Genomic DNA, 25,839 nt, shown 5'->3' with positions numbered 1-25,839 from the left:
AAACGATATGTCAATTTTGAAAAATGATTTTCTTTGGGGCGGCGCTGTCGCTGCTCATCAATTAGAAGGAGGCTGGGACCAAGGCGGTAAAGGAGTGAGCGTGGCGGATGTAATGACTGCCGGTGCACATGGCGTACCTCGTAAAATTACCGCAGGCGTTTTACCCGATGAACATTATCCTAACCATGAAGCGATTGATTTTTACCATCGCTATCAAGAAGATATTCAACTATTCAAAGAACTAGGTTTAAATTGTTTCCGAACCTCTATTGCTTGGACACGAATTTTTCCTAACGGAGATGAAGAATCGCCCAATGAAGAAGGTCTTCGTTTTTATGATACAGTGTTTGACGAGTGTTTGAAAAACGGCATTGAGCCAGTCGTGACACTGTCTCACTTTGAAATGCCTTATCATTTAGTCACAAAATATGGCGGCTTTCGCAATCGCCAGGTCATTGATTTTTTTGTCAAATTTGCTGAAGTGTGTTTCACTCGTTACCAGAAAAAAGTCAAATATTGGATGACCTTTAATGAAATTAACAACCAAACCAATTATGAAGAAGATTTTGCGCCTTTTACTAACTCTGGTATTGCTTACCAGGAAGGAGAAGACCGCGAAGCAATTATGTATCAGGCTGCTCATTATGAACTCGTTGCTAGCGCACGTGCAGTGAAAATTGGTCACGCTATCAATCCTGACTTCCAAATTGGCTGTATGATTGCAATGGTGCCTATTTATCCTTATTCTTGTAATCCTGAGGATATGATAATGAGTGTTAGCGCAATGCAAAAACGTTATTGGTTTACCGATGTTCATGTCCGCGGTCATTATCCAAGTGCAATTCAATGCTATTTGAAACGAAAAAACATTTCATTAGATGTCACAGAAGAAGATTTAACTGATTTAGCTAATGGCTGTGTTGATTATATTGGCTTTAGCTATTACATGTCATTTGCTGTGAAAGGTGCAGAAAAGGCACCCACTTTTGACTACAATGAAGCAAAAGACTTGGTGCGAAATCCTTATGTAGCAACATCTGATTGGGGCTGGCAAATCGATCCTATGGGCTTGCGCTATGCAATGAATTGGTTCAATGATCGGTATGAATTACCACTTTTTATTGTCGAAAATGGCTTTGGTGCTATTGATGAGCTAGAACCAGACGGAACGATTAACGACACTTACCGAATCGCTTATTTACGTGCACATATTGAGATGATGAAAGAAGCCGTTGCGTATGACGGCATTGATTTGATGGGCTACACACCTTGGGGATTCATCGATTTAGTGAGCGCTAGTACAGGTGAAATGAAGAAACGATATGGCTTCATTTATGTAGAGAAAGACAACGATGGTCACGGAACGTTGGAACGGCGAAAGAAAAAATCGTTTGCTTGGTATCAACAAGTGATTGCTACGAATGGCGAAGAATTATATTAAAAAAAATTATTTTTAAACAATTACGTAATAAATAGAAGATTATTTAAAAATACTAAACAGAGTTTTTCATTGTTGAGCGATGCCCCTTCTTCAAATAACACAAAATACCTTAATTAAAAACAAGGTCGGGACGGAACCGTTTAGCTCCGAGAAATAAGAAGGAATTTCCGAAAATTGCTCTTTAATTTTTGGAGAATTTCGGCTTATTTCCGAAGGAGTTGGTTCTGTTCCCGCCGTTTATCAGGCTTGTTTTCTTCGCTTTATTTGTTGAAGTACTTCAACGATTTTTGTATCATCTCTTGAAATGACTTTCTCTTCAGACTCTTTGTAATACACACTTTTAATATATTTTTCGTGTCTTTCTTGATGACGAATTCGGTTAATTTCTTGAAGTAATTCGATCTGTTCTCTATCCACTGCAGTCCCTCCTGTTCACTCCTATATTACTGTCTGTTACTGTCTGTCTCTCCTTCATTATCACATACTTCTATTTCCTCTTCAATTATTTTTGATGTTACTTTTACATCCTTGTAATTATGCTTCGCTAGATAAGTTAATAAAATTTCTGTCTTGCAAAATTCTTTGAAGATGGGCCATTCCATATAGAGGTTCAACAAATCACTATCGTTACCACTGTCCATTTTTTCTTTTTGCAATAATTCGTCTAAATAAGTTACTGCCTCCTCAAAATTATCTTGAATCAATGCTACGCATAATTTGTGTTCGTTATCTGCTAAAGAAAAATCGGTCCGCTCAAGTAAATCTGTCAATCGTTGCTCTCTATTTGTCCACTTTAGACTTTGTAGATAATTAATAACGAGCATTAATTTCTGTTTTTCTGAGAAGTGATTACTATCTTTAAATAACATTTCTAAAACAACATGCGCAATTTCATACTCCTCTGATAAAAGCTGATCAAATGCAATGCTATGATAATGGTCAAAAAACTTTTGAAAATTCTTGGGAAAGTACGATTTTACAACATAATAGTTTGCTTTAACTGCTATCACAAATAATAAATTTAGATTGGACAACAAATAATTAATAGATAAAACAATTTTCTCCCCTATGCCAAATGGACTGCTGATTTCTTTTTGGTTACAAGCATTTACATATTTTTTATTCACTCGTCCTTCATTATGTATGATTAAATTACGTCTTAAAAAGAATTCATTAAATTGTTTTTCCTCTTCCCCAACCAATTCTTCAAAAAACTTTTTACTTGTATTTTTCGCTAGATGTTCTAGCCAACTAATCTGAGTACCTCTCATTACTTCTTCAACTGCTTTTTCTATTAAATATTCTTTCGCTTCTTCAATTCCTCCTAAATCTATCATTTGCTTATACGTCAACTGTTTTTCTTCAATTTTAGAATTTCTAGTATTTGTTATTACAAATGCTGTCATCTTGTAAAATAATGCTTCAAAGGCATTACTTAGAGAAATTAATGACGTTTCATATAATAATTCCTGCTGTCTATCTTCTTCTATAGACTTATTAATATATATATTCAACTCCTTAGCTATTTTATTGTCTCTAATTTTAAAAGAAAGTTCGTTTTCTTTATCTATGTAAAAAGTAACGCCCTTTTCTTCATTGGAAAATCTTTCTAAAATAATAGTAAACAGATTTCCTATCTGTAATTCATTGATATCTTTTTTCTTTAAAAAACGTTCTTCCGTTTTTTGAATAAATCTATTTATTTCTCTTAAAAATGATTGCTCATCTTCTTTCAGCAGTTCATACCAATGGTCTAGCATGATATATGCATAGACTATGGCTCTACCATCTTTAATTTCTGTGATTTTCATTCTAAAAGTAGTGTCCATGATTTCATCTATAGAACTTATATACTTTTTTATCGCATTCATTTGTGAAATAAATCTATCTAAATTTTCGAATAATCCTTCCAATAAAATCATTCCTTTACTTTTTCTCTTTATAATAAGTATACGTAGTTTATATCCTGTTTATTTCTCAATTTTTTTAAAGAATCAAGAAATATTTGAAAAAGTTTTTAAATATTGGCATAAAAAAAGTAGAACTAAATAATTAACAGTCATTTAGCTCTACCTTATCTTCATTATGCTTGTAATCCCTTTTCTAAATCAGCCAACAAATCTTCGACTGCTTCAATTCCTACAGATAAACGAATGAGTCCATCTTTAATTCCCACGGCTTCACGATTTTCTTTGGGAATAGATGCGTGAGTCATAATGGCAGGTACTTCAATTAAGCTTTCTACGCCACCTAAACTTTCCGCTAAAGTAAAAATTTCCAACGCTTCTACGAAAGGAACGACTTGCTCATCCTTGGCTAATTCAAAAGAAATCATGCCACTAAATCCCGACATCTGTTTTTGTGCAATTTCGTGACCAGGATGACTCGCTAGTCCTGGATAATACACCGTTGCTACAGCTGGATGCGCTTCTAAAAATTCTGCGATTTTTTGAGCATTTTGGGCATGCGCTGCCATCCGGACGCCTAATGTTTTTAAACTACGTTGGACCAGCCAACTATCATGTGGTCCTAAAACAGCGCCAATCGCATTTTGTAAAAAGGCAATCTTTTCTGCGCTTTCTGAATGATTCGTTACAACTAAACCAGAGACTACATCACTATGGCCCCCTAAATATTTTGTCCCGCTATGAACCACAATATCAGCACCTAACGCTAACGGCCGTTGAAAATAAGGCGTCGCAAACGTATTATCGACAATCGTTAACAACTGATGTTTTTTAGCAAGCTTAGCCGCCGCTTCAATATCAGTAATTTTTAACAGTGGATTACTTGGTGTTTCCAAAAACAAGGCTTTTGTATTTGGCTGAATTGCATCTTCAATTGTTGATAAGTCACTGGCGTTTACAATCGTGTAGCTTAACCCATTTGCCACAAATACTTTGTCCAATAAACGGAAACTGCCACCATAGACATCGTCACCCAATAAAATATGATCTTCGGGTCCAAACATAGAAATGATTGCATGAATACCAGCTAAGCCTGAACTAAACGCAAAGCCGTGGCTCCCACCTTCTAACTCAGCAATTAAGTTTTCTAACGCGTGACGTGTGGGATTACCTGAACGAGAATATTCATATTCTTTTGGCTGGCCCACACCATTTTGCTCAAAGGTTGACGTTTGATAAATAGGAACACTCACTGCACCGGTTGTTGCGTCTTTGCTAATGCCGCCATGAATTAATTTGGTATTGAATTTCATAAAAATTTTCCTCCTAAGAATAAATATTTTTTGATAAATAACGGTCACTGCCGTCAGGAAAAATAGTTACAATTGTGCTACCTGCTGGTAAGCGGCGCGCCTCTCTTAATGCCGCCGCAAACGCTGCGCCGCTGGAGCTTCCCACCAGCAAAGCGCTTTTCTTAGCTAATTGTTTGACCCAGAAAAAACCATCCTCGTCTGAAATGGTATAAAAGCCGTCCACAGGGATCTGTTTAAGAAAAGGCGGCACGAACTCCACGCCAATGCCTTCGATTTCATGTCCATGTGCAGGTCCGCCATTTAAAATCGAACCTTCTGGCTCCACGCCCCATAGTTGCGTCTTACTATTTTGTTCTTTGAGATATCTACCAACACCTGCAAACGTTCCACCACTGCCTAAACCTGCGACAAAGCTAGTAATCTTCCCGCCTAAGTCTTGAACAATTTCAGGTCCTAATCCTTCGTAGTAAGCAGCAGGATTATCTGGATTTTCAAATTGTAACGGCACGTAACTATTAGGAATTTCCTTGGCTAAGTCTTGGGCACTAGTTATCGCTCCGACAATCCCTTGCTCTGTTGGCGAAGGGACAATTTTAGCACCTAACGCTTGCATCAGCTGTTGTTTTTCCTGACTAAATTTTTCTGGCACAACAAAGATTGTCTTGAGGCCCAGTTGACTGGCAGCTAATGCCAGTCCAATCCCTGTATTCCCCGCTGTCGGTTCAATAATTGTTGTGGCTTGATTTATCTTTCCCGTTTTCATTGCTTCTTTGAGAAGGTGGACACCGAGCCGATCTTTGACGCTGCCACCTGGATTCAAATATTCTAGTTTCGCATAAATTTTAGTGCCTTCTGGCATAGGATATTGTTCACTTGTAAATTCAAATAATGGTGTTGCTCCGATTGTGTCTAAAATTGACTGAACAATCATAGCGAATTCCTCCTTCTAATACATGTACATAAAACAAAAAGGTGCTGATCGCATCAGCACCTTTTTTGTTTATTTCTGGTTGTCTAGATTCAGAGAGGAATCGTGTTAGGCAATTTTTCAGAAATAACGGAGGTTTTCCCCATCACAAAAGAGTATGCTGCACTATTTTGCACCATACAACAACAGCTTTCCGTTTCTAAAAAAGGGCTAGCTTGTTTTTTCGTCATGGTTGATTTCCTCCTTCGTCATGTGTTGACCAAACTATACCATTTCCCATTTTCTAGTGTCAACGATTCTAACGATTGCTATTTCCTATCACACCAATGGTTTTCTTATAGGCAAAAGAATTAATAGACCAAAAAAAACAGAAGGCTAGCCTTCTGTTTTTTTTGCTACTTATTTAGCACGTTTTAAATACGTACCTTCCGCAGTATTAATTTCTAATAATTCATCTGCTTCAACAAAATCTGGAACGTTAACAACTAATCCTGTTTCCATTGTAGCGGGTTTACCAGAACCAGTTACTGTTGCGCCTTTGATTGAAGGTTGTGTTTCAGCAACACGTAAGATTACCGTTGTTGGTAAAGTTAAACCAATGACTTCTTCACCATAAAATTGAATTTTTACTTCCATATTTTCTAATAAATATTTTAGTTCTTCTTCAATTAAAGCAGTTGGTACTTCATATTGTTCATATGTTTCTAAATCCATGAAAATAGCCATATCATCTTGGCTGTATAAATATTGAACCGGTTTTGTATCGATGTGCGCTTTTTTCACTTTTTCATCTGGGCGCATTGTTGTATCTGTTGTTGAACCCGTACGAACATCTTTTAATTTCATACGCATAACCGTGTTACCTTTACCTGGTTTGTGGTGGCTAGCTTCCATTACTTTAATTAATTTACCGTCTTGCTCAAAAGTCATACCGGCTTTTAAATCGCTTGCTGCAATCATTGTAATTTCTCCTTTTCTCTGGTTAATTCTTCATTATTGTAGCAAATAACCTAGGATTAATCTAGGAAATCACGTATCTTTTTTAGAAGTTTATCACTCCCCAGACATTGAATTGGGAAATAAAACGAGTTTAACTTGCCTTTTTTCTTGAATTACGTTAGAATTACCAAGCTTTCATCAATTATTTTCACTTTTTACATAGAAAAAAACAAGCATTAAAGGGGGTGATGATATGATACGTCAAACGCTATCTTTATCAAAAACACATGAGGTTGTCTGTCACTAAACATACGTTGGTGAGACAAATTGCCTTTCAGCGTATGTACTCGGTCTATTTGAAAGGAATTTAAAATCATGAACCCAACTATTCAACCTTACCAATTTAACATAATTAAAGAACAAGTCGCTGTGTTAATGAACACCTATACGTCTGTCAACGATGCTACGACTGTCAAAACTGTTCAGGCCCTATGTGCCGAAAAAATCAAGGGGGTATTTCCAGAAGAACCTCCTGCTGTTACGATTTTGTTGGACAAAGTGATGGATCGTCGTTTAACACGCGCACGTGCTGAAAAATATTTAGACGAATTAAAAGAAACCGTGCTACCCTTTAAGGAACCTTCAACACCACAAGTCACGAAAGTCTTTCGCAAAGTGAAAAAGTTAAAGATTCCTGAGTGGGAAAACATGGATTTACGGAACAATACCTATGTCGGTTGGAACGACGCTGGGACTCAGAAAAAATTTATCTTAGCTTATCGAGAAAATAAATTAATCGGTGTCCACGGCACCCTTTCACCCACCATTGTTAAAGGTGTTTGCTCCATCTGTCAAACAATCACGAATGTGTCTATGTTCCTAGCTACCACCAAATCAGGCGGCGACGGAACCTACACGAAAAAAGGCAATTATATTTGCCATGATAGCGAACAGTGTAACCAACAATTAACACAACCTGAATATTTGGAAGCCTTTATGGAAAATGTTAAGGCTGTGAAATAACAAAAAACCGTCAAGAAAATTTCTTGACGGTTTTTTATTACATCTCTTTCAATTTCCCACGAAATTCTTCAATACTTTCATAACCTTTTGCTGCCATGATTTCTTGTAATTCTTTGGCTAGACGTTCAAAAACAGCTGGACCTTCTTGATGCAATTGTGTGCCAACTTGTACTAATGTCGCACCACAAAGTAAGTGTTCAAAGACATCTCGACCATTCGTAATGCCGCCAGTCCCGATAATTTTAATTTCTGGTTTCAAACGTTGCGCAAACGCACGAACATTGGCTAACGCTGTTGGTTTGACATATTCGCCACCCAGTCCACCGAAGCCTCCTTTTGGTTTAATGACCACTTCTTCCTTGTCACTGTCAATATATAAACCATTACCAATGCTATTAATACTATTCACGTATACTAAAGGGAATTTATTTAAAATTTCAGCCATTGCGTCAAAATGCGCAATATCAAAAAATGGGGGTAATTTTACACCTAATGGTTTAGTAAAAAATTGGAAAACTTCTGTTAAAAGCTTTTCTGTTAATTCAAAATCATAAGCAATTTGTGGTTTACCAGGTAAATTGGGACAAGACAAATTAAATTCTGTCACTCCTGTGTATTCACTATCTTGCACTTTTTTTAAAATAGCGATATTTTCCTCATAATTCATACCAGATACAGATAAAAAGCGTAACTCCTCAGGAAATTCCTTTTGACGTGCAATCTGATAATCTAAATAATAATCAATCCCTAAATTAGGCAAGCCCATTGAGTTAATACTTCCTAATGGTGTATCAAAATACCGAGGCTCCTCATTGCCCTGACGAGGATTAGGTGTTGCCGTCTTAGCGACAAAAGCGCCTGCTTGAGAATCCGCTAACTCGTCCATTTCCTTAATTGTCATACAATGAATGCCTGATGCGTTCATTAACACATTCGCCAATTTATGTCCCGAAAACTCTACTGAAATATCCAAAAGAAAAACCCTCCTGTAAATTGATTTACTCATAAGCTTACCACCTTCACGTAAGCTTTTTATGATTATAGCATGTTTTTTTGTGTTAGTGTTATTTATATAAATTTAAAAAAGGAATAAGCCAATGTGACTTATTCCTTTCCTTAGGGAAACTAACGTATCTAAAATTGATTCATTTTTATCGTCCCACAATAAACGTCAATTCACATTCGCAGACCTTTTTATCTTCCACGTAAGCAGTCGCTTTGCCGATGCCGACAAAGTCACGTAATTTGACGATTTCAAAATGTAATTTCAAAACATCACCGGGAACCACTTTTTGACGGAATTTGGCTTTGTTGATACCGCCAATATAGGCTGTTTCACCTTCAAATTGATCCATTTTTAAGATTAAAATCGAACCTACTTGTGCCAATGCTTCAATAATCAAAACACCTGGCATTGTTGGATTTCCAGGGAAATGTCCTTGGAAAAATTCTTCGTTAATTGTCACATTTTTTGTTGCAATAATCTTTTCATTTGGAATAATTTCATCCACATAATCAATATAACAAATCGGATAGCGATTAGGAATCATTTCCATAATTTCTGTTGCAGTCATTACTTTTTTCATACTAGTTTTCCTCCCATTTCTTCAAGCAAATTACACCATTATGGCCACCAAAGCCAAACGAATTACTAATTGTATAGTCCGCTGTAATGTCACGTGCACCTTCTGTGACATAGTCTAGATCACAATCTGGATCAGCCACTTGGTAGCCTACTGTCGGATGAGCTTTTCCTTCTTGCAATGTTTGCACACAAGCAATCGCTTCGATACCGCCAGCCGCGCCCAATAAATGTCCAGTCATACTCTTTGTACTTGAAATTGGAATTTGCGATGCTCGCTCACCAAAGACACGTTTGATGGCCGTTGTTTCCGCAGCGTCATTCGCTGGGGTTGATGTGCCATGAGCGTTGATATACCCAATTTGTTCCGGTGTAATCCCTGCTTCCGCAATCGCCATTTCCATCGCAGCCGCCGCGCCACTACCGTCTTTTAAAGGAGCGGTCATGTGGCTAGCATCACAGTTGCTGCCATAACCAACAATTTCGCCGTAGATAGTTGCACCACGTTTCTGTGCATGTTCGAGTTCTTCTAAAACCAGCATACCTGCGCCTTCACCCATCACAAAACCTTTTCGTTCTTTATCAAAAGGAATTGATGCCCGAGTCGCATCTTCTGTTGTATTTAAAGCATTCAATGCTGCAAAACCGGCAATCCCAATTTCACATACTGTGGCTTCTGTCCCGCCAGTTACCATCATGTCCGCTAAACCATATTTAATCGTGCGAAAAGCTTCACCAATTGCATTCGTCGCAGAAGCACAAGCAGTCACGATAGTTTGAGAAGGTCCTTTTGCACCTAAACGAATCGAAATATTTCCCGCTGCCATATTGGCAATCACCATCGGCACGAAAAATGGTGTTACGCGTTTTGCGCCTTTTTTATCCATTACCCGTACTTGGTCTTGTAAGGTAGTCATCCCGCCAATCCCACTACCGACAATCACGCCTAAACGAGTCGGGTCAATCGTTGCTTCTGTTAAACCACTCATTTCCCACGCCTCTAAAGCAGCGACCAAGCCATATTGAGAAAATAAGTCCATTCTTTTTTGTTCTTTGCGCTCTAAAACAGCACTTGGGTCAAACTCTTTCACTTCACCAGCCAAAGCCACCCCAGTATCTTCAGAATCAAATTTAGTGATTTTGCCAATTCCTAGCTTGCCATCTACTAGATTATGCCAAAATTCTTTTACGGTATTGCCTAATGGTGTTACGGCACCCATGCCGGTTATGACCACTCTTTTCATACTGTACCTCCGAGTTTATTTTGATTATCAAACTATTATATCATGCGGTTTCCAGCACTTTTTCTTAAAAAATAAGAAAAATAGTTTGACTTTCAAAGTATTTTGGTTAATAATTCAGACATCAGGAAAAATGTCTGTTTTTTCAAGATTAGAAAATTGAGAAGATTTTGTTATCATTCTCACACAGATAATACCAGTTGAAATTTTATTCGTCAACTCAATAAATGTAACTTTTACATTTTGATGAAGAAAAGCCTATTCTATCAACAAAAATTTTTTATTAAAGGAGATTTTATATGTTTTTACAAAATAAGAATGTCGTCGTAATGGGTGTTGCCAACAAAAAAAGTATTGCTTGGGGCTGTGCAAAAGCATTAAAAGATCAAGGAGCTAATGTTATTTATACGTATCAAAACGAACGCATGAAAAAGCAAGTGGTTAAATTAGCAGACGAAAATGATTTGTTGGTGGAGTGCGATGTTGCTTCTGATGCGTCAATTCAAGCAGCCTTTGAAACAATTAAAAATGAAGTGGGTACGATTGATGGACTAGTCCATGCGATTGCTTTTGCTAAAAAAGAAGAATTATCTGGAAACGTTAGTGACATCACTCGTGATGGTTTCCTATTAGCACAAGATATTAGTAGTTACTCTCTTTTAGCAGTCACTCATTATGCGAAACCTTTGTTAAATCCTGGTTCAGGAATTGTCACATTGACGTATTTAGGTTCCGAACGTGCGATTCCTAACTACAATATGATGGGGATTGCTAAAGCGTCTTTAGAAACTGCCGTGAAATATTTAGCTTTTGAATTAGCTGCAGATAAAATTCGTGTCAACGGGATATCCGCAGGAGCGATTAAAACATTGGCTGTGACTGGTGTAAAAGACTACGATCAATTGATTAGTATTTCTAATGAGCGGACACCAGATAAAACAGGTGTGACCATTGAAGAAGTCGGAAACACTTGTGCCTTTTTAGTCAGCGAACTAGCTAGTGGTGTGGTCGGCGACATCATTTATGTCGATAAAGGCGTTCATTTAACCTAATCATTTTTTGTCTTTATTTTCTATTTATACATTACCAAAAAACAGAGATTGGACAATCTCTTTCAATCATTGATTGTCCAATTTCTGTTCTATTTTGTACTTTATTCTATAATAAAATTGACAGTTTCAATTCCAAAAACAGTTGTTAGGATTTGATTGACTTGTTCAAAAAGTTTTGGTAAATCTTCCAGTTTATTTTTAGATTGGATTTTTTCAGAACCGTTATCGTAACTTAAATGATTGTACGCTTCTTTAAAGGTTACTGTCGTGTCTTCTTTTTGATAAAGGATATATTCGTCATCTAGCATATCCATTTGCAGCTCCTGTTTAAATCCATTTCTGGCAACAACAGCAGAAACTAGATGAGCAACTGTCAAGCCATCTAATGGAATGTCCACTCCATTCATTGCTAATGTATAGACGGTATCTTCCACTAAACCACAGGCGTTGCAACCGCCACTGGTTAAATCTACTGTACTTGTTATAATTGCCTCTTGCATCGTTTCTTCCCCCATATTGTTTTTTAAAGTTATTCTTTCATTTGTTATTTACGAACGTAATTCACATCATAATCGTCAACTTCAATATAGATATAGATTTTTTTATCAGGCATTTTACTGCGAATGTCTCGTTCAATCGCATTCACAACATCAGGTGCATCTTCTTCCATTGGTTCTACCACATCAATTTTCGCCGCTACTAAAATTTCTGTTGGGCCTAAATGAACGGTCTTTACATCAATTAGTTTTTCAACATCCGCTCGATCAAATGCGGTTTTAATTTTCGCTAAATCTGTAGCGGTCACACTTTCACCAATAATCAAACTATAAAATTCTTTCGCTAAGAAAATAGCTGCACACATTAATAGTAAACCAATCAGTAAGCCACTGATAGCATCAAATGCAGCAATCCCAGTCACCATTGTTAAAATGGTCCCCACCAAAGCTAAACACAAGCCAATAACCGCACAAAAGTCTTCCGTAAAAATAATTAAAATCTCACTGTGACGACTTTCTCGCAAAAATTTTAAGAGCGATAATTTCTCTGTATTCAATTCTTTGATTTCTTTCATCGCTACACGCAAAGAGCTACCTTCCACGAGCAAACCAAAAATTAAAATACCAACGACAATAGCCACATTTTCTACTTCGTGAGAGGGATGCAATAACTTTTGAATAGCCTCCATTACGCCTAACGCACCCCCACCAAAAAAGAGCATCGTTGCAACAATTGTACTAAAAAAGTACTTTGCACGGCCTTCTCCAAATTGATGTAACGCACTTTGTCCACGAGAAGCGCGCTTATTCCCAAAAAGTAATAACACCTGATTACTACAGTCTACGACACTGTGGATACTTTCATTCATCATAGCGGTACTACCACTTAAAGCAAAACCAACAAATTTACTAATCGCTACTAAAATATTCGCAATCAGTGCGGCAATAACTGCAAACATGCCACTCGATTTTTTTGTCTCCATAATTACCTCCTATATGTAACGTAAAACTAAGATAAACCATCCGTTTATTCATCCATCATTTTACCACTTCTGAGGTATTTGTAAAAAAGAGTTCTCTTAAAATTCAAAAAGAAATGTACTGACTGTTTTAGTTGGCCCTCATTTATCGGTGTCCATCCCACTCTTGATAAAATTCCTCCAGATAAAGTTCCATAAATTGATGACGCTTTTCCGCCAATAAGCGACCATAATTTGTATTCATTTGTTCCTTTAACTTTAAAAGTTTCTCATAAAAATGCATAATAGCAGTATCTTCCCCATTCCGGTATTCTTCTTGGGTTAACTGTTCACGAGGTTGTTTGTGAGGATCGTGAATTAAACGGCCTTTATTTCCCGAATAAGCCATCACCCTTGCAATTCCAATTGCGCCGATGGCATCTAGTCGATCCGCATCCTGGACCACTTTTCCTTCTAATGTAGTAACTGTTTTCCCAGTATTTCCTCCTTTAAAGGACATATTAGCAATAATGGAAAGGATGTGATTCGTTTGCTCTGTTGATACGTTATTTGCTTCCAACCATTGTTGCACCTTTAGCAAGCCAGCCTCTTCACTTTCGTTAAATTTTTCATCGCCAATATCATGTAACAATGCTGTTAATATACATAAAAATAAATTTGCTTGTTCTTTCTCTGCAATTGTTTTTGCTAATTGTGTCACTCGATAAATATGCCACCAGTCATGGCCACTTGCTTCGTTGGCTAATTCTTGTTGAACATAACGCTCTGCTGCTTGAATAATTGTTTGTTCTTCAAAACTAAGAGATTCATTTTCAAACATCCTAACACTCCTTTATTCTGGATTTAAAATTTCCACCTGGATAATCCCGCTAGCTTTCAGAAACATATTGGTGACAATCGGACCTACAAAAGAAAATCCTCTTTTTTTTAAGTCTTTTGCTACGTTATCTGATAAAAGCTGTGTGCGTGGGACTTGGTATGCTTCTTCATAAATAGATAAAACGGGGACGTTTTTTACAAATTGCCATAGATAATTGGCAAAACTGCCAAATTCTTCTTGTACTTTTAAAATTGCTTGCGCATTTTTAATGGTTGCTTCAATTTTGCGCCGATTGCGAATCATATCTGGATCAGCTACTATTCGATCGACTTCGTCAGGCAACAGCGCGGCAACTTTTTCCGGCTTCATTTGGCAAAAATTTTTCATGAATGCTACTTTTTTCCCTGCTGCTGCTTTCCAACTTAAACCAACTTGAAAAACACCCACCGTCAACAATAAAAACAGCAAATCATCCTCTCTTGTAGGGTTTCCCCATTGTTCTGTATACCATTGATAGTTGTTCATCGCCGCCTCCTTTTAAGACTGTTCAAATGTTAATAATGCTTGTTTCATTGCTAAACCACCACGGTAACCGGTTAATTGTCCCTTGCTGCCGATGACTCGATGGCAAGGAATGACCATTAATAAAGGATTTTTCCCAATCGCTGTGCCAACTGCTCGAACCGCACGTGGACGCCCAATTTTTTCTGAAATTTCCTGATAGGTCATTGTCTCACCATAAGGGATTTCTTGCAACGCTTGCCAAACTTCTTTTTGAAAGGGCGTTCCTTTGATGTCTATGGGGCAAGCAAACGTTGTCGAATGTTGGTTAAGATAACTTATTAGTGCTTCTTTATAAGGCGCAGTTTTCTTTTCAGAAGCTTCTAATTGTGCTTGAGGGTACCAGTTTTTCAGCTCTTCTATCGATTGATTGGCTGAACCTACAAAAGCTAGTCCAGCGTCTGTCACACCAAGATAATAGTGATCGTTCTGCCATTCTTGTTGCGCATAATAAATTTTTTTTGCCATATTTCTACACTTCTTTCTCGTGTTTTTCTTATCTTCATTATAATTCTTTTGGCTTTCAAAATCTTGCGCTCCTATCACTTTTTACTTGTTTTTATTAGGGATTCTTTTACAATGAAGAAAACGGGAGGTGTGCTTACAATGAAAACAACGTATCGACTTACTCAGAAACGTTGGGAAGCCATTCAAAATAATAATACGCAATTTGATGGTGATTTTTTTTATGGTGTGACCACAACTAAAATTTTTTGTCGTCCTTCGTGCCCTTCCCGTGTGCCCAACAAGAACCACGTTCTGATCTTCAAAACGGCTCAGGAAGCTTTAACACTTGGTTTTCGTCCATGTAAAAGATGTCAACCAACCGGGCAAGTCGTTCCTAACGAGGAATGGGTTGCTCAAATTAAGCAATTTATTGATCGGCATTCAGCGGAACCATTAAGTTTAGACTATTTAGCGCAAGTCTGCCACGGTAGTCCCTTTCATTTGCAGCGAACCTTTAAGGAACAGACGAAACAAACCCCGTTAGCTTATTTAACAAGTGTCCGAATTAGGCAAGCCCAAGAATTGCTTCTCCATTCACCCCTTACGATTCAACAAATCGCGAAAAAAGTTGGCTTCCAAACCGCAGCATATTTTGCCACTACTTTTAAAAAAGAAACAGGCGTAACCCCCTCTGTTTATCGCAGTAAAAATGAGCCGAAAAAATAACATTTCGGCTCATCGGATTATTTATTGGGGCGTGATTGTAGCCACGCTACAATCAATTGACTGATTTCTGTTTGCTGTTGCTCGTTAGAAATTGTCGCTTTGTTATCTCCTTTTTGGACACCGTAATTACCAAACCCTGCATGATTCCCACCTTCGATAGATACATACTGCGTATCTTTTGGCAAAAACTGTTTGGCTTTTTGGTAGCTAGTCCAATTTAAAACACCATCGTTTGTGGCTGTTATTGACAGAACCGGCAGATTTTGCTTGTTTAGTGCACCTTTTTCGTCAGGATAGCTGGCTAAATAAATCATGCCTTTGATTCGTTGCTCATTTTCCGCTACAAAACGACTAGCCATCACACCACCCAGAGAATGCCCAGCCAAAACGAAGTTTTGTTGTGGATGATCCTTTATAATTTGTTCTGCAGCATTTGGTGCAAGAACCGCTAAATTCAAAGGAAAATGAACAACATAGACATCATAACCTTTCGTAGCAACTTCTTGCGCCCATTCACTATAACTAGCGGGCGCAACCAATGCACCTGGATAAAAAATCAGTGCTGTATCATTTTTTTGCCCGTTTGTGTAATAATCATAGTTTTTTTCTTGCGTGGCACTTTGACTTATTTTCAAGGCTGAATCAGTCGCTTGATACGTACTATTTTTAATAAAAATAGTCAGGCCGATGACTAAGATTACTAAAAAAAGCCCAAGTCCTAGGACAATTTTTTTCCAGCGTGATTTTGTTCTATTTTTCATTTCATTTCCTCCCAATAAAAAAATTCTTCTTTCTGATTCTACCTTTAATAAAAAAAGAACACAACAATAGGAGTTGATGGAGCACCCTTTTCTTGCTCCACCAACTCCTAAATAGACTGTTTCTCGACGCCTGGGATTATTTTGTCTCTTTTTCGCCCGCTTCTAAGTAGCTGATAATAACCGTTTCAAATCATCATTTTATTTTTCCTATACTTCCCTTATTAAAATAACAATGAAGCTGAAAGCAGAAATATTAACACCGAACAGATCAATAAAGCCCTGTTATTTGATAAAGTATATTCTAAATAGATATACTCGCCAATGAAAAATACTATCAGAACTAACGAAGCCCTCAATAAACCAACATTTTCAAAAATATATTCTTTGAAAATGAAGGAAAGGACTCCTAAAATAAGGAATGATAGTAACATTGACTTAACAATAAACCATTGCTTCCTCGCCATTCTAACACTTCTCTCTAAGGAATATTAATTGTATAGTTCCAATTCCAGCCACCGATATATTTCCCTAAACTTATTCTTCTAATTCCGTTTTCTACTGCCCATTTTGCTGTTGCAGCTGCTCCAGCTGTTATAACTGCTGCTACACCTGCACCGACTGGTCCTGCTGCTGCAAATTGCTTGGCATACCAGCCCACATATCCACCTACAAATGCGCCAGCTGCCCATGCATTCATAAGACAGCTACAGAAATTAAAAATTTGTTTTTCATAATTTAAAGCTCCTCCTTTTACTTTGATATCCGATTTTTTAATACCTAACAACTGTTAATTTTTGCTGATCAACAAACATACTATGGTACTTTCTTCATCAATTCCCTCCCTTTCATAAATTTGTCTGTTGTAAAAATAGTAGCATACACTATTTTAAATAGACATAGCTATTATTCTATTTTATAGGGACACATTACTAATATAAGCAAGCATAGTAACAGCCTTATACAATTTAGATAATAAATAACAACCTATTTCATTAACTAAAAAAAAACAGTCATAAAAAGGACTGGTTTTTAACAGATACATGTCACAATTTTTTCATACTATTTATTTAATAGTTGATTCGCTAATTAAAAAAATAATTTATAATTTTCACTTAATATAAATGTAAAAATATCCCATCAGAACATGCTTTTATTCAGTTAGTAAAAAAACGGTCCAAAATCTAGTCAGCATAGTTATGCGATAAATCGTTTTTGAGCTCGAACCACTTCTATTTAAAAATGTGATGAGGTAAGCCTTCACTTTTAATAAAAAAAGAACACAACAATAGGAGTTGATGGAGCACCCTTTTCTTGCTCCACCAACTCCTAAATAGACTGTTTCTCGATGCCTGGGATTATTTTGTCTCTTTTTCGCCTGCTTCTAAGTAGCTGACATCGTTGACTTTATCCAAAGTATACTCGCCATTTTTGTAATGAATCGTTGTGACACTAGCATTCTTCAACCCGCCTTCTGGGACTTTAAAATCATCAAATAAAGTTGCTAACAACGCTGAAATACTCAAGCCATGAGAGACAACTAAAACATTGCCATTCCCGGGATTGTCTGATTCTGTGGCAACAATTTTATCTAAGCCTTTTTTCAAACGTTTGGTAATTGTGGCATAGTCTTCTGCAGGCCAGTTATTCGTGCTTTCCTCACGCTGTTGATCTAGTTTAGCTACACTGTTGGCAAAAGACTCAGGGGTCATGTTTTTCATAAATTCTTCTAAGGAAACGCCTTGATCATCAGCAATATCCTGCCACATTGTCTTGTTTAAATCTCCTTCATAACTACCAAAATTAAATTCACGTAAATCTGGGTCACGCACGACTTCGAGGTCTTTGCCTGTTTTATTTTGATCTAAAATAAGTTGAGCAGTTTGCAAGGCGCGGCCACTATCACTACTATATGCATTTTGAAAGGCAACATCTTTCAAACCAATCCCAGTTGCTGTCACAACTTTTTCACCTTCTGGTGTTAAGACCGCATCTGACCATCCTTGTACGCGGTCCGTCGTATTTAACATGGTTTTTCCATGGCGCACAATGTAAAGAGTTAGTTCTTCAGGTTTTGTCTCTTTTTCTTTTGTCGTTGCTTGCTGATTTTTACCACAACCAACCATTACTAAAATGGCCAGAAAAAGCATCCCCACAATCGTCAATCGTTTTTTCATTTTTTATTTCCCCTCATTTTCTACTCAGTTGTTAAGTTTTCACCATTACTAGCGATAACTTGTTTGTACCAATTAAATGATTTTTTCTTAGTTCGTTTCAAGGTTCCCTGACCTTCGTCATCCATGTCTACATAGATAAAACCGTAACGTTTTTTCATTTCGCCAGTCCCTGCTGAAACTAAGTCAATACAACCCCATGGCGTATAACCAATTAAGTTAACCCCATCTTCTTCTACTGCGGTTCTCATGGCTTCAATATGTTGTTTAAAATAATCAATGCGGTAATCGTCGACAATCGAGCCATCCTCTTGCAATGTATCCACCGCACCAAACCCGTTTTCAACCACAAACAATGGCATATTGTAACGATCTGACAACTGACACAATGAAATTCTTAACCCTAAAGGATCGACAGCCCAGCCCCATTCAGATTCTTGCAAATAAGGATTTTTAACCGCAGGCATTTGGTTGCCTCCGACATATTTTACTTCTTCGGGATATGCAGTCGAAACGGTCGACATATAATAACTAAACCCGATATAATCAACTGTTCCTTTTTGAATAATCGCCAAATCCTCTGACTCCATTTGAATTGTCATTCCTTCACGCTCAAATTCTTTGAGCTTATGCGCTGGATAATAGCCCTTAGCCTGGACATCCATATAAAATTCTTGCTCTCGGTTAAATTGAACAGCTGCCATCACGTCCTCAGGTTTGCAGGACAAAGGATAACTCGGGATATAAGCTACCATCATACCAATTTGGAAATCTGGATTGATGGAATGGCCTAATTCAACTGCTTTCGCACTTGCTACAAATAGATGATGCGCCGCTTGATATTTACTTTGTTTATCATTATTGTGAATCCCAATTTGCGTCCAACTTCTTAAAAAATTAATTTCATTAAAAGTCATCCAATACTTCACTTTATCCTGATAACGTGTAAAAATGGTTTCGCAAAAGAAAACAAAGAAATCAATCACTTCACGATTTTTCCAACCATCATATTCATCGGCCAAATACATCGGAATATCAAAATGGTTAATCGTCACAACGGGCTCAATTCCATGGCGCAGCAAAGTATCAAAAACTTTATCATAAAAGGCTAAGCCTTCTTCATTAATCTCTTTTGTTCCATTTGGACAAATCCGGCTCCATGAGATAGACAGCCGAAAACATTTGAAACCCATTTCTGCAAATAAGGCGATATCTTCTTCGTAATGATGGTAAAAGTCCGTCGCTACATGACTAGGGTAGTATAACTCTTCATCGATATAGCCAATCGCTCCTTCGGGTAATGCTTGATCGCGCGTACACGAAGCCTTTTGGCCCTCTTTAGTTAAATACGTAATCCGTCGCGGTTCTGTTTGACTACCACCAGTAATTGCATCTAATGTACTCAGACCTTTGCCTCCTGAAAGGTAGCCACCTTCATATTGGTTAGCAGCTGTTGCGCCGCCCCATAAAAAATTTTCTGGAAATCCCATAAAATCCCTCTTTCCCTCTGTTTTTAGGCATCACAAAGAAACCATCAAGGGAATTGACGCTAGCAGAAGAGTCCTTGTTTTTTCTACCAACGTCAAACGCCCTTTAATAGTTGCTAATTTTATTAATTACTTAAATCTTCACCATTTGTTGCGATTACTTTTTTGTACCAATCAAACGATTTCTTCTTGCTTCGTTTTAACGTACCATTTCCTTCGTTATCGCGATCCACATAGATAAAGCCATAGCGTTTTTTCATTTCACCTGTTCCAGCTGATACTAAATCAATACAGCCCCAAGTCGTATAGCCTAACAAGTCGACACCATCTTGTTCAACGGCATCTTTCATCGCTTGAATATGCGCCGCCAAATAATCGATACGATAATCATCAACTACATAACCATTTTCGTCTGGTGTGTCTACCGCTCCTAAGCCATTTTCAACAATGAATAGTGGTTTTTGATAACGATCATATAAATCATTCATCGTAATTCTCAAACCAAGCGGATCAATTTGCCAACCCCATTCACTGGCTTTTAGATAAGGATTTTTCACAGAGGCAAAGATGTTACCAGCTGTTTGCTCATTAATTTCTGGATCTGTTGATGTGACACGAGAAGAATAATAAGAGAACGAAATGAAGTCCACCGTATGTTCTTTTAAAAGTTCTTCGTCGCCTTCTTCCATTTCAATTTGAATACCTTTACGGGCCATTTCCTTTAAAGCATACGCAGGGTATTCCCCGCGTGATTGGACATCGATAAAGAAATAATTTTCACGATCTGCTTGTCGAGCAGCGAAAACATCTTCTGGTTTACAAGTATAAGCGTAGTTGGAACCAGCCGCTAACATACAACCTACTTGGTTTTCAGGATCTACCTCATGAGCAATTTTTGTCGCAATTGCACTTGCTAGTAGCTCATGATGGGCCGCTTGGTATTTCACTTGTTCTTTGTTTTCGCCATCTTCAAAGTATAGACCCGCTCCCATAAATGGTGCATGTAAAATCATATTAATTTCGTTAAATGTTAACCAATATTTGACTAATCCTTTATATCGGTTGAAAATTACACGACAAAGATTTTCATAGAAACCTACTAACTTACGGCTACGCCAAGCGCCATATTCTTCCACTAAGTGCATTGGGCAGTCAAAGTGTGTAATCGTTACTAGTGGCTCAATCCCATATTTATGACATTCTTTGAATAAGTCTTCATAGAACTTCAAGCCTTCTTCATTCGGCTCTGTTTCATCTCCCATTGGAAAAATTCGACTCCAAGCAATGGATAAACGGTATGTTTTAAAACCCATTTCACCAAACAAAGCGATATCTTCTTTGTAGCGATGATACATATCAATCGCCTCTTGTGCAGGATAGAAATGTTCCTCATCGAAGTTAAACATTTTCTTTTCACCAGTGATTACTGGAAAACGATCTGGACCAGTTGGCGCTAAATCGACGTTTGCCAAACCACGTCCGCCTTCGTTATAGCCACCTTCACATTGATTGGCTGCTGTTGCGCCACCCCATAAAAAGTCTTTTCTAAATGCCATAAATTCTCTTCCTCCACATCTTTTTATATTAAAGCGGTCAGCAAATCATCGCTGGTTGAAACTTCATTACTGCCGACTTCCAAAATATCTAAATAATCCGCTGTATTCGTCACAACGATTGGAATTTGTGTACTAAACCCAGCTTTTTTAATTCCTTCTAAATCAAAGGTCACTAATGTTTGACCTTTCTTCACGCGGTCGCCTTGTTTTACAAAAGCTTCAAAGCCTTCGCCTTCTAATTGAACTGTATCAATCCCAATATGAATCAATAATTCTGTGCCGTTATCTGAAATCAAACCTAATGCATGTTTTGTTGGGAACAGTGTGACAATCGTTCCATCAAAGGGTGCAACCACTTTACCTTCCGTTGGTTCAATCACGACCCCATTTCCTAAAGCTCCATTTGCAAAAGCAGGATCCTCTGCATTTTTTAAAGATAACACTCGTCCTTTGACTGGACTTGTAATATTTTCTTTTTTAATCATTGTTTTATCAATAATCACTTCTTCTTCCTCAACTGTATTGTCTTTCCAGAAGAAGAATGTTAGACCAAAACCAACGACCACTGCAATAGCAATTGCAATAAAAGACTGAATCATCCCACTTGCATCATCACCATTGATAAAGTTTAGCACACCGAAAATTCCTAAACCACCCATTGTATAAGCTGTCACATTATTGATCATCAAATATAAACCACCGACAGCGCCACCAATCATTGAATAAATAAATGGCCATTTTTTTGGTAAAGTAATTCCATAAATCGCTGGCTCTGTTACACCAAAAATACCAGAAATAATTGCTGGCGGACACAAAGCTTTTAACTTTTTATCTTTCAATTTGAAGAACATCGCTAAAACAACCGCTGTTTGCGCAAAACTAGCTGCAAATGATCCCGTTAATACTTGGCTTGAACCTTCTTGTGTCACTTGCATAATAGCTAATGGCACAACGCTCCAATGTAAACCAAAAATAACCAAGACTTGCCAGAAGAAACCAAGAATCAAACCATACAAAGCTGGTGAGAAACTCATTAATGCTGTAAAGCCAGCGCTTAATAAATCTGTTAGCATGCTAACGATTGGCCCAATTACTAAGAAACCAATTGGTAAGGCAATCAACAAGACGAAAAACGGTACTAAGAACGTTTGAACAACTTCTGGAATAATACGTTTAAACACTTTTTGAACTTGTGCCGCAAAAGCAATAATAAAGATGATTGGTACGACACTACTTGTATAGTTCGCACCGACCCAAGGAATCCCCAGAAATGTATTATAGGCAGGTAAGCCGAATAAATTATACGGTGCTGCGGCTCCCGCACCCGCTGTTGTTTCAAAGGCCGTTTGTAATGCGCTTCCTTGAATCGTTGGGTAACATAAAGCTGCGCCAATCACGATCCCTACCATTGGATGCAACCGGAATTTTTTAGCTGCTGTATAACCTAAAATAACTGGCATAAAGTAGAAAATTGCATCGCCAATCCCATTTAACATGGTATAAGTCCCTGACGTAGCCGTATAGAGCTTTAAGAAAACCAATAAGGCATTTAACCCTTTGACCATCCCAGCCGCTGCTAACGCACCTAAAAATGGTTGGAAACAACCACTTAAAATATCTATTAAGCGATCAAATAAATTCCCACTAGAAGCTTCTTCTTCACGTTCTCCTGACAAGCCTGCAATACTAACTACTTCTTCATAAACGGCGGGGACATGATTCCCAATAACGACTTGGTATTGTCCACCGCTTTTCATAACAGTTACCACACCGTCCATGTTTTTTAAGACATCATCATTTGCTTGACTCTCATCTTTTAATTTGAAGCGAAGACGTGTGATACAATGTGTCAAACTATTAATATTCTCTTGCCCACCGACATTTTTTACAATTTTTTCTGCTAGTTCATGATATTTTCCCATCTTTTTTTCCTCCAAAAATTTATTTTCATTTGAAGGTTTAGCCAACTGAATGTCACTATCCAAAGTGGTGCTTTTATGGTTCCGTTGTTTGTACAATTCGTGCAATGTGAATCGTTAGGTACAAGCGTTCTTCATTTGAAACTTGATAGTCATAGTTCTCATTTAAATACAAGCTGATCTTTTCCACGCAACGATAGGCGTTGAGATATTTCTTTTTAATTACCGCATACAGTTCTTCATCATCATTTTCTACAACTTCACGTTGGTGTAATAAGCGATAACAGAAAAATTTTAAATGTGTGCTAAATCGATAAAAGTAGACAGAGTCTTCATCAAAACTTACCTTAAAATAGTATTTGACGATATTTGTAATCTCTTGCATCAACTTTGTCAATTCGTAAATATTACCGACTTCTTCCTCCATCTCCGCATTTACCAAGTGCAATGCGATAAAACCTGCCTCATCCGTTGATAATTCCATTCCTACGCGCTTTTGTACCATTTTTAAAGCATTTACTCCTACTTCGTACTCTTCAGGAAAAAAACGTTTAATATCCCATAATAATAAATTCTTAATTGCAATTCCTTGTTTTTTTCTTTCTAAAGCTGTGTACAAATGATCCGTCAGAGAAATATAAATGGTATCATTCAAACTCTTTTTCAACGTTGATTTTGCATAAACAATAATGTCATCCGAGAGTTTCATCATCTCTAAAGGAATATTTCCTAACAATTCTTGAAACTTAAGTGATGTTTCTTGATTGGCTAAATAAAAAACTTGATCGATATTTTCATCAGGAACCCAATCACCAATGCGTTTCTTAAAAGCAATTCCTTTGCCCATAACAATTTGCTCTCGTTTATCATCATCTAATGTAATAACCACATTATTGTTCAAAATTTTGTGAATAATCAATGCCCCACCTCCTTTGTGTTTCGTTGAAAAAAGAAAAACCTAATTTCTTCAAAAAGAACGACACACACGTCGCTTCATGAAAAAATTAGGTTTAGCTTGTCTTTAAACAATCACTATCCATCTATTTACTTATCCCTACATCCAAAGAATAACATATTTACAACAAATGTCAACGCTTTCAACAACATTTTTTTTTGCAATAAAAATAAAAAAAGCATACAAACATTGTTTGTATGCTTCACTATGACCCGTACGGGACTCGAACCCGTGTTACCGCCGTGAAAGGGCGGTGTCTTAACCGCTTGACCAACGGGCCATTAAAAAGAAAAAACGGAGAAGGAGGGATTTGAACCCTCGCGCCGGTTTCCCGACCTACACCCTTAGCAGGGGCGCCTCTTCAGCCACTTGAGTACTTCCCCAAGAAATAAATGGGCCTAAATGGACTCGAACCATCGACCTCACGCTTATCAGGCGTGCGCTCTAACCAGCTGAGCTATAGGCCCCAAATAAGAAAAAAGCGGGTGACGAGAATCGAACTCGCGACAACAGCTTGGAAGGCTGTGGTTTTACCACTAAACTACACCCGCAAATTTTTCTTGGATGGCGCGGGACAGAATCGAACTGCCGACACATGGAGCTTCAATCCATTGCTCTACCAACTGAGCTACCGAGCCAAAAACGGTCTGGACGGGACTCGAACCCGCGACCTCCTGCGTGACAGGCAGGCATTCTAACCAGCTGAACTACCAAACCAATTCGTTTTTGCTTTATACAAATGTATGCTTTAAAAAATAAAAGCAATTGCGGGGGCAGGATTTGAACCTACGACCTTCGGGTTATGAGCCCGACGAGCTACCTGACTGCTCCACCCCGCGATAATTAGACCAAGGAAATTTAATTCCTAAGAAAGGAGGATAAGGGATTCGAACCCTTGCACGGTTTTACCCGCCTGACGGTTTTCAAGACCGTTCCCTTCAGCCGGACTTGGGTAATCCTCCGTAACAAAACTATGACCCGTACGGGACTCGAACCCGTGTTACCGCCGTGAAAGGGCGGTGTCTTAACCGCTTGACCAACGGGCCATTTTATAAAATTATGGGCCTAAATGGACTCGAACCATCGACCTCACGCTTATCAGGCGTGCGCTCTAACCAGCTGAGCTATAGGCCCAAAAAGAAAAGCGGGTGACGAGAATCGAACTCGCGACAACAGCTTGGAAGGCTGTGGTTTTACCACTAAACTACACCCGCATGGCGGTCTGGACGGGACTCGAACCCGCGACCTCCTGCGTGACAGGCAGGCATTCTAACCAGCTGAACTACCAAACCATACTTTTCTTTTTATGTGCTTTTGAAATCAAAAGCAATTGCGGGGGCAGGATTTGAACCTACGACCTTCGGGTTATGAGCCCGACGAGCTACCTGACTGCTCCACCCCGCGATAATTAGACCAAGGAAATTTAATTCCTAAGAAAGGAGGATAAGGGATTCGAACCCTTGCACGGTTTTACCCGCCTGACGGTTTTCAAGACCGTTCCCTTCAGCCGGACTTGGGTAATCCTCCATGATA

At 38.1% G+C, this 25,839-nt stretch carries 25 protein-coding genes and 14 tRNA genes; 4 read left to right on the top strand and 35 right to left on the bottom strand.

Features of this window, described 5'->3' with window-relative positions:
- The first annotated feature begins 7 nt into the window (after window positions 1-7).
- Window positions 8-1,441, top strand: coding sequence for a 6-phospho-beta-glucosidase GenA (gene genA, locus IGI87_RS01670; protein ID WP_438736097.1), 1,434 nt, complete (start codon window positions 8-10; stop codon window positions 1,439-1,441).
- A gap of 240 nt (window positions 1,442-1,681) precedes the next feature.
- Here the strand turns inward: genA and IGI87_RS01665 are convergent, their stop codons facing one another.
- From IGI87_RS01665 to efp, 6 genes are all read right to left on the bottom strand, one after another.
- A complete protein-coding gene (locus IGI87_RS01665) occupies window positions 1,682-1,858 on the bottom strand; it encodes a hypothetical protein (RefSeq protein ID WP_162782601.1) in 177 nt (58 codons plus the stop codon).
- Window positions 1,859-1,884: 26 nt separating this feature from the next.
- Window positions 1,885-3,363, bottom strand: a complete 1,479-nt coding sequence (locus IGI87_RS01660) for a hypothetical protein (protein ID WP_438736096.1) — start codon at window positions 3,361-3,363, stop codon at window positions 1,885-1,887.
- A gap of 161 nt (window positions 3,364-3,524) precedes the next feature.
- Window positions 3,525-4,661, bottom strand: coding sequence for a cystathionine gamma-synthase (locus IGI87_RS01655; RefSeq protein WP_438736094.1), 1,137 nt, complete (start codon window positions 4,659-4,661; stop codon window positions 3,525-3,527).
- 13 nt (window positions 4,662-4,674) lie between these two features.
- On the bottom strand, window positions 4,675-5,592 hold the full coding sequence (locus IGI87_RS01650; protein ID WP_002361143.1) for a PLP-dependent cysteine synthase family protein: 918 nt from the start codon (window positions 5,590-5,592) through the stop codon (window positions 4,675-4,677).
- An 89-nt stretch (window positions 5,593-5,681) separates the two neighbouring features.
- Complete coding sequence (locus IGI87_RS01645; RefSeq protein ID WP_002355203.1) at window positions 5,682-5,819, bottom strand: hypothetical protein; 138 nt, start codon at window positions 5,817-5,819, stop codon at window positions 5,682-5,684.
- Between the two features lie 169 nt (window positions 5,820-5,988).
- Complete coding sequence (efp, locus tag IGI87_RS01640; protein WP_002355202.1) at window positions 5,989-6,549, bottom strand: elongation factor P; 561 nt, start codon at window positions 6,547-6,549, stop codon at window positions 5,989-5,991.
- 354 nt (window positions 6,550-6,903) lie between these two features.
- Between efp and IGI87_RS01635 the strand changes: the two genes are divergently transcribed.
- Window positions 6,904-7,551 (top strand): FusB/FusC family EF-G-binding protein, encoded by a 648-nt coding sequence (locus IGI87_RS01635; protein ID WP_438736093.1) that lies wholly within the window; start codon window positions 6,904-6,906, stop codon window positions 7,549-7,551.
- A gap of 37 nt (window positions 7,552-7,588) precedes the next feature.
- On the opposite strand, the gene IGI87_RS01630 is transcribed toward IGI87_RS01635, so the two are convergent.
- The 3 genes from IGI87_RS01630 to fabF all read right to left on the bottom strand — a co-directional run bounded on the left by IGI87_RS01630 (window position 7,589) and on the right by fabF (window position 10,377).
- Window positions 7,589-8,557 (bottom strand): dihydroorotate oxidase, encoded by a 969-nt coding sequence (locus IGI87_RS01630; protein WP_438736092.1) that lies wholly within the window; start codon window positions 8,555-8,557, stop codon window positions 7,589-7,591.
- A gap of 145 nt (window positions 8,558-8,702) precedes the next feature.
- Entirely contained in the window at window positions 8,703-9,137 is a 435-nt protein-coding gene (gene fabZ, locus IGI87_RS01625) for a 3-hydroxyacyl-ACP dehydratase FabZ (protein WP_002355197.1), read from the bottom strand.
- Window position 9,138: 1 nt separating this feature from the next.
- Window positions 9,139-10,377 (bottom strand): beta-ketoacyl-ACP synthase II, encoded by a 1,239-nt coding sequence (gene fabF / locus IGI87_RS01620; protein ID WP_002358339.1) that lies wholly within the window; start codon window positions 10,375-10,377, stop codon window positions 9,139-9,141.
- A 296-nt stretch (window positions 10,378-10,673) separates the two neighbouring features.
- On the opposite strand from fabF, the gene fabI reads away from it, so the two are divergent.
- The gene (fabI, locus tag IGI87_RS01615; RefSeq protein WP_002358338.1) at window positions 10,674-11,426 is read left to right on the top strand and encodes an enoyl-ACP reductase FabI; all 753 of its coding nucleotides are present in this window, start codon (window positions 10,674-10,676) and stop codon (window positions 11,424-11,426) included.
- Window positions 11,427-11,527: 101 nt separating this feature from the next.
- Here the strand turns inward: fabI and IGI87_RS01610 are convergent, their stop codons facing one another.
- The 5 genes from IGI87_RS01610 to IGI87_RS01590 form a co-directional block, all read right to left on the bottom strand.
- On the bottom strand, window positions 11,528-11,941 hold the full coding sequence (locus IGI87_RS01610) for a DUF4809 family protein (protein WP_162782599.1): 414 nt from the start codon (window positions 11,939-11,941) through the stop codon (window positions 11,528-11,530).
- Between the two features lie 29 nt (window positions 11,942-11,970).
- On the bottom strand, window positions 11,971-12,906 hold the full coding sequence (locus IGI87_RS01605) for a cation diffusion facilitator family transporter (protein ID WP_104854731.1): 936 nt from the start codon (window positions 12,904-12,906) through the stop codon (window positions 11,971-11,973).
- A gap of 142 nt (window positions 12,907-13,048) precedes the next feature.
- Window positions 13,049-13,723 (bottom strand): HD domain-containing protein, encoded by a 675-nt coding sequence (locus IGI87_RS01600; protein WP_002355190.1) that lies wholly within the window; start codon window positions 13,721-13,723, stop codon window positions 13,049-13,051.
- Between the two features lie 12 nt (window positions 13,724-13,735).
- Window positions 13,736-14,248: a DNA-3-methyladenine glycosylase I gene (locus tag IGI87_RS01595; protein ID WP_438736091.1), complete on the bottom strand. Its 513-nt coding sequence runs from the start codon at window positions 14,246-14,248 to the stop codon at window positions 13,736-13,738.
- 12 nt (window positions 14,249-14,260) lie between these two features.
- Window positions 14,261-14,752: a methylated-DNA--[protein]-cysteine S-methyltransferase gene (locus IGI87_RS01590; protein ID WP_002389531.1), complete on the bottom strand. Its 492-nt coding sequence runs from the start codon at window positions 14,750-14,752 to the stop codon at window positions 14,261-14,263.
- 111 nt (window positions 14,753-14,863) lie between these two features.
- Between IGI87_RS01590 and IGI87_RS01585 the strand changes: the two genes are divergently transcribed.
- Complete coding sequence (locus IGI87_RS01585; RefSeq protein WP_202522284.1) at window positions 14,864-15,457, top strand: bifunctional transcriptional activator/DNA repair enzyme AdaA; 594 nt, start codon at window positions 14,864-14,866, stop codon at window positions 15,455-15,457.
- Between the two features lie 17 nt (window positions 15,458-15,474).
- Here the strand turns inward: IGI87_RS01585 and IGI87_RS01580 are convergent, their stop codons facing one another.
- From IGI87_RS01580 to IGI87_RS01480, 21 genes are all read right to left on the bottom strand, one after another.
- The gene (locus tag IGI87_RS01580) at window positions 15,475-16,218 is read right to left on the bottom strand and encodes an alpha/beta hydrolase (RefSeq protein ID WP_025187154.1); all 744 of its coding nucleotides are present in this window, start codon (window positions 16,216-16,218) and stop codon (window positions 15,475-15,477) included.
- A 478-nt stretch (window positions 16,219-16,696) separates the two neighbouring features.
- A complete protein-coding gene (locus tag IGI87_RS01575; RefSeq protein WP_373413002.1) occupies window positions 16,697-16,915 on the bottom strand; it encodes a hypothetical protein in 219 nt (72 codons plus the stop codon).
- 658 nt (window positions 16,916-17,573) lie between these two features.
- Window positions 17,574-18,392 (bottom strand): histidine phosphatase family protein, encoded by an 819-nt coding sequence (locus tag IGI87_RS01570; RefSeq protein WP_438736090.1) that lies wholly within the window; start codon window positions 18,390-18,392, stop codon window positions 17,574-17,576.
- Window positions 18,393-18,412: 20 nt separating this feature from the next.
- On the bottom strand, window positions 18,413-19,879 hold the full coding sequence (locus tag IGI87_RS01565) for a glycoside hydrolase family 1 protein (protein ID WP_192445037.1): 1,467 nt from the start codon (window positions 19,877-19,879) through the stop codon (window positions 18,413-18,415).
- 122 nt (window positions 19,880-20,001) lie between these two features.
- The gene (locus IGI87_RS01560) at window positions 20,002-21,432 is read right to left on the bottom strand and encodes a 6-phospho-beta-glucosidase (protein WP_317095848.1); all 1,431 of its coding nucleotides are present in this window, start codon (window positions 21,430-21,432) and stop codon (window positions 20,002-20,004) included.
- A 23-nt stretch (window positions 21,433-21,455) separates the two neighbouring features.
- Window positions 21,456-23,354 carry a beta-glucoside-specific PTS transporter subunit IIABC gene (locus tag IGI87_RS01555; protein WP_317095847.1) on the bottom strand — a complete coding sequence of 633 codons (1,899 nt, stop codon included), beginning with the start codon at window positions 23,352-23,354 and terminating at the stop codon, window positions 21,456-21,458.
- A gap of 73 nt (window positions 23,355-23,427) precedes the next feature.
- Complete coding sequence (licT, locus tag IGI87_RS01550; RefSeq protein WP_104854724.1) at window positions 23,428-24,270, bottom strand: BglG family transcription antiterminator LicT; 843 nt, start codon at window positions 24,268-24,270, stop codon at window positions 23,428-23,430.
- Window positions 24,271-24,514: 244 nt separating this feature from the next.
- Window positions 24,515-24,586: transfer RNA gene (locus IGI87_RS01545), tRNA-Glu, on the bottom strand.
- Window positions 24,587-24,601: 15 nt separating this feature from the next.
- Window positions 24,602-24,689, bottom strand: a tRNA-Ser gene (locus tag IGI87_RS01540).
- Between the two features lie 10 nt (window positions 24,690-24,699).
- Window positions 24,700-24,773: transfer RNA gene (locus IGI87_RS01535), tRNA-Ile, on the bottom strand.
- Window positions 24,774-24,786: 13 nt separating this feature from the next.
- A tRNA-Gly gene (locus IGI87_RS01530) sits at window positions 24,787-24,857 on the bottom strand.
- Between the two features lie 14 nt (window positions 24,858-24,871).
- Window positions 24,872-24,944 (bottom strand) — tRNA-Phe (locus tag IGI87_RS01525).
- A 5-nt stretch (window positions 24,945-24,949) separates the two neighbouring features.
- Window positions 24,950-25,023 (bottom strand) — tRNA-Asp (locus IGI87_RS01520).
- A 48-nt stretch (window positions 25,024-25,071) separates the two neighbouring features.
- Window positions 25,072-25,145, bottom strand: a tRNA-Met gene (locus IGI87_RS01515).
- 33 nt (window positions 25,146-25,178) lie between these two features.
- Window positions 25,179-25,268: transfer RNA gene (locus IGI87_RS01510), tRNA-Ser, on the bottom strand.
- A 12-nt stretch (window positions 25,269-25,280) separates the two neighbouring features.
- Window positions 25,281-25,352, bottom strand: a tRNA-Glu gene (locus IGI87_RS01505).
- A gap of 14 nt (window positions 25,353-25,366) precedes the next feature.
- Window positions 25,367-25,440 (bottom strand) — tRNA-Ile (locus tag IGI87_RS01500).
- Between the two features lie 9 nt (window positions 25,441-25,449).
- Window positions 25,450-25,520, bottom strand: a tRNA-Gly gene (locus IGI87_RS01495).
- Between the two features lies 1 nt (window position 25,521).
- Window positions 25,522-25,598, bottom strand: a tRNA-Asp gene (locus tag IGI87_RS01490).
- A 38-nt stretch (window positions 25,599-25,636) separates the two neighbouring features.
- A tRNA-Met gene (locus IGI87_RS01485) sits at window positions 25,637-25,710 on the bottom strand.
- Between the two features lie 33 nt (window positions 25,711-25,743).
- Window positions 25,744-25,833 (bottom strand) — tRNA-Ser (locus tag IGI87_RS01480).
- Window positions 25,834-25,839 lie beyond the last annotated feature (6 nt).

This window comes from Enterococcus sp. DIV1444a (assembly GCF_051712125.1).
GTDB lineage: Bacteria > Bacillota > Bacilli > Lactobacillales > Enterococcaceae > Enterococcus > Enterococcus faecalis.
Note: the sequence above shows the minus strand (reverse complement) of the source record. Positions and strands in the feature narration are given on the sequence as shown.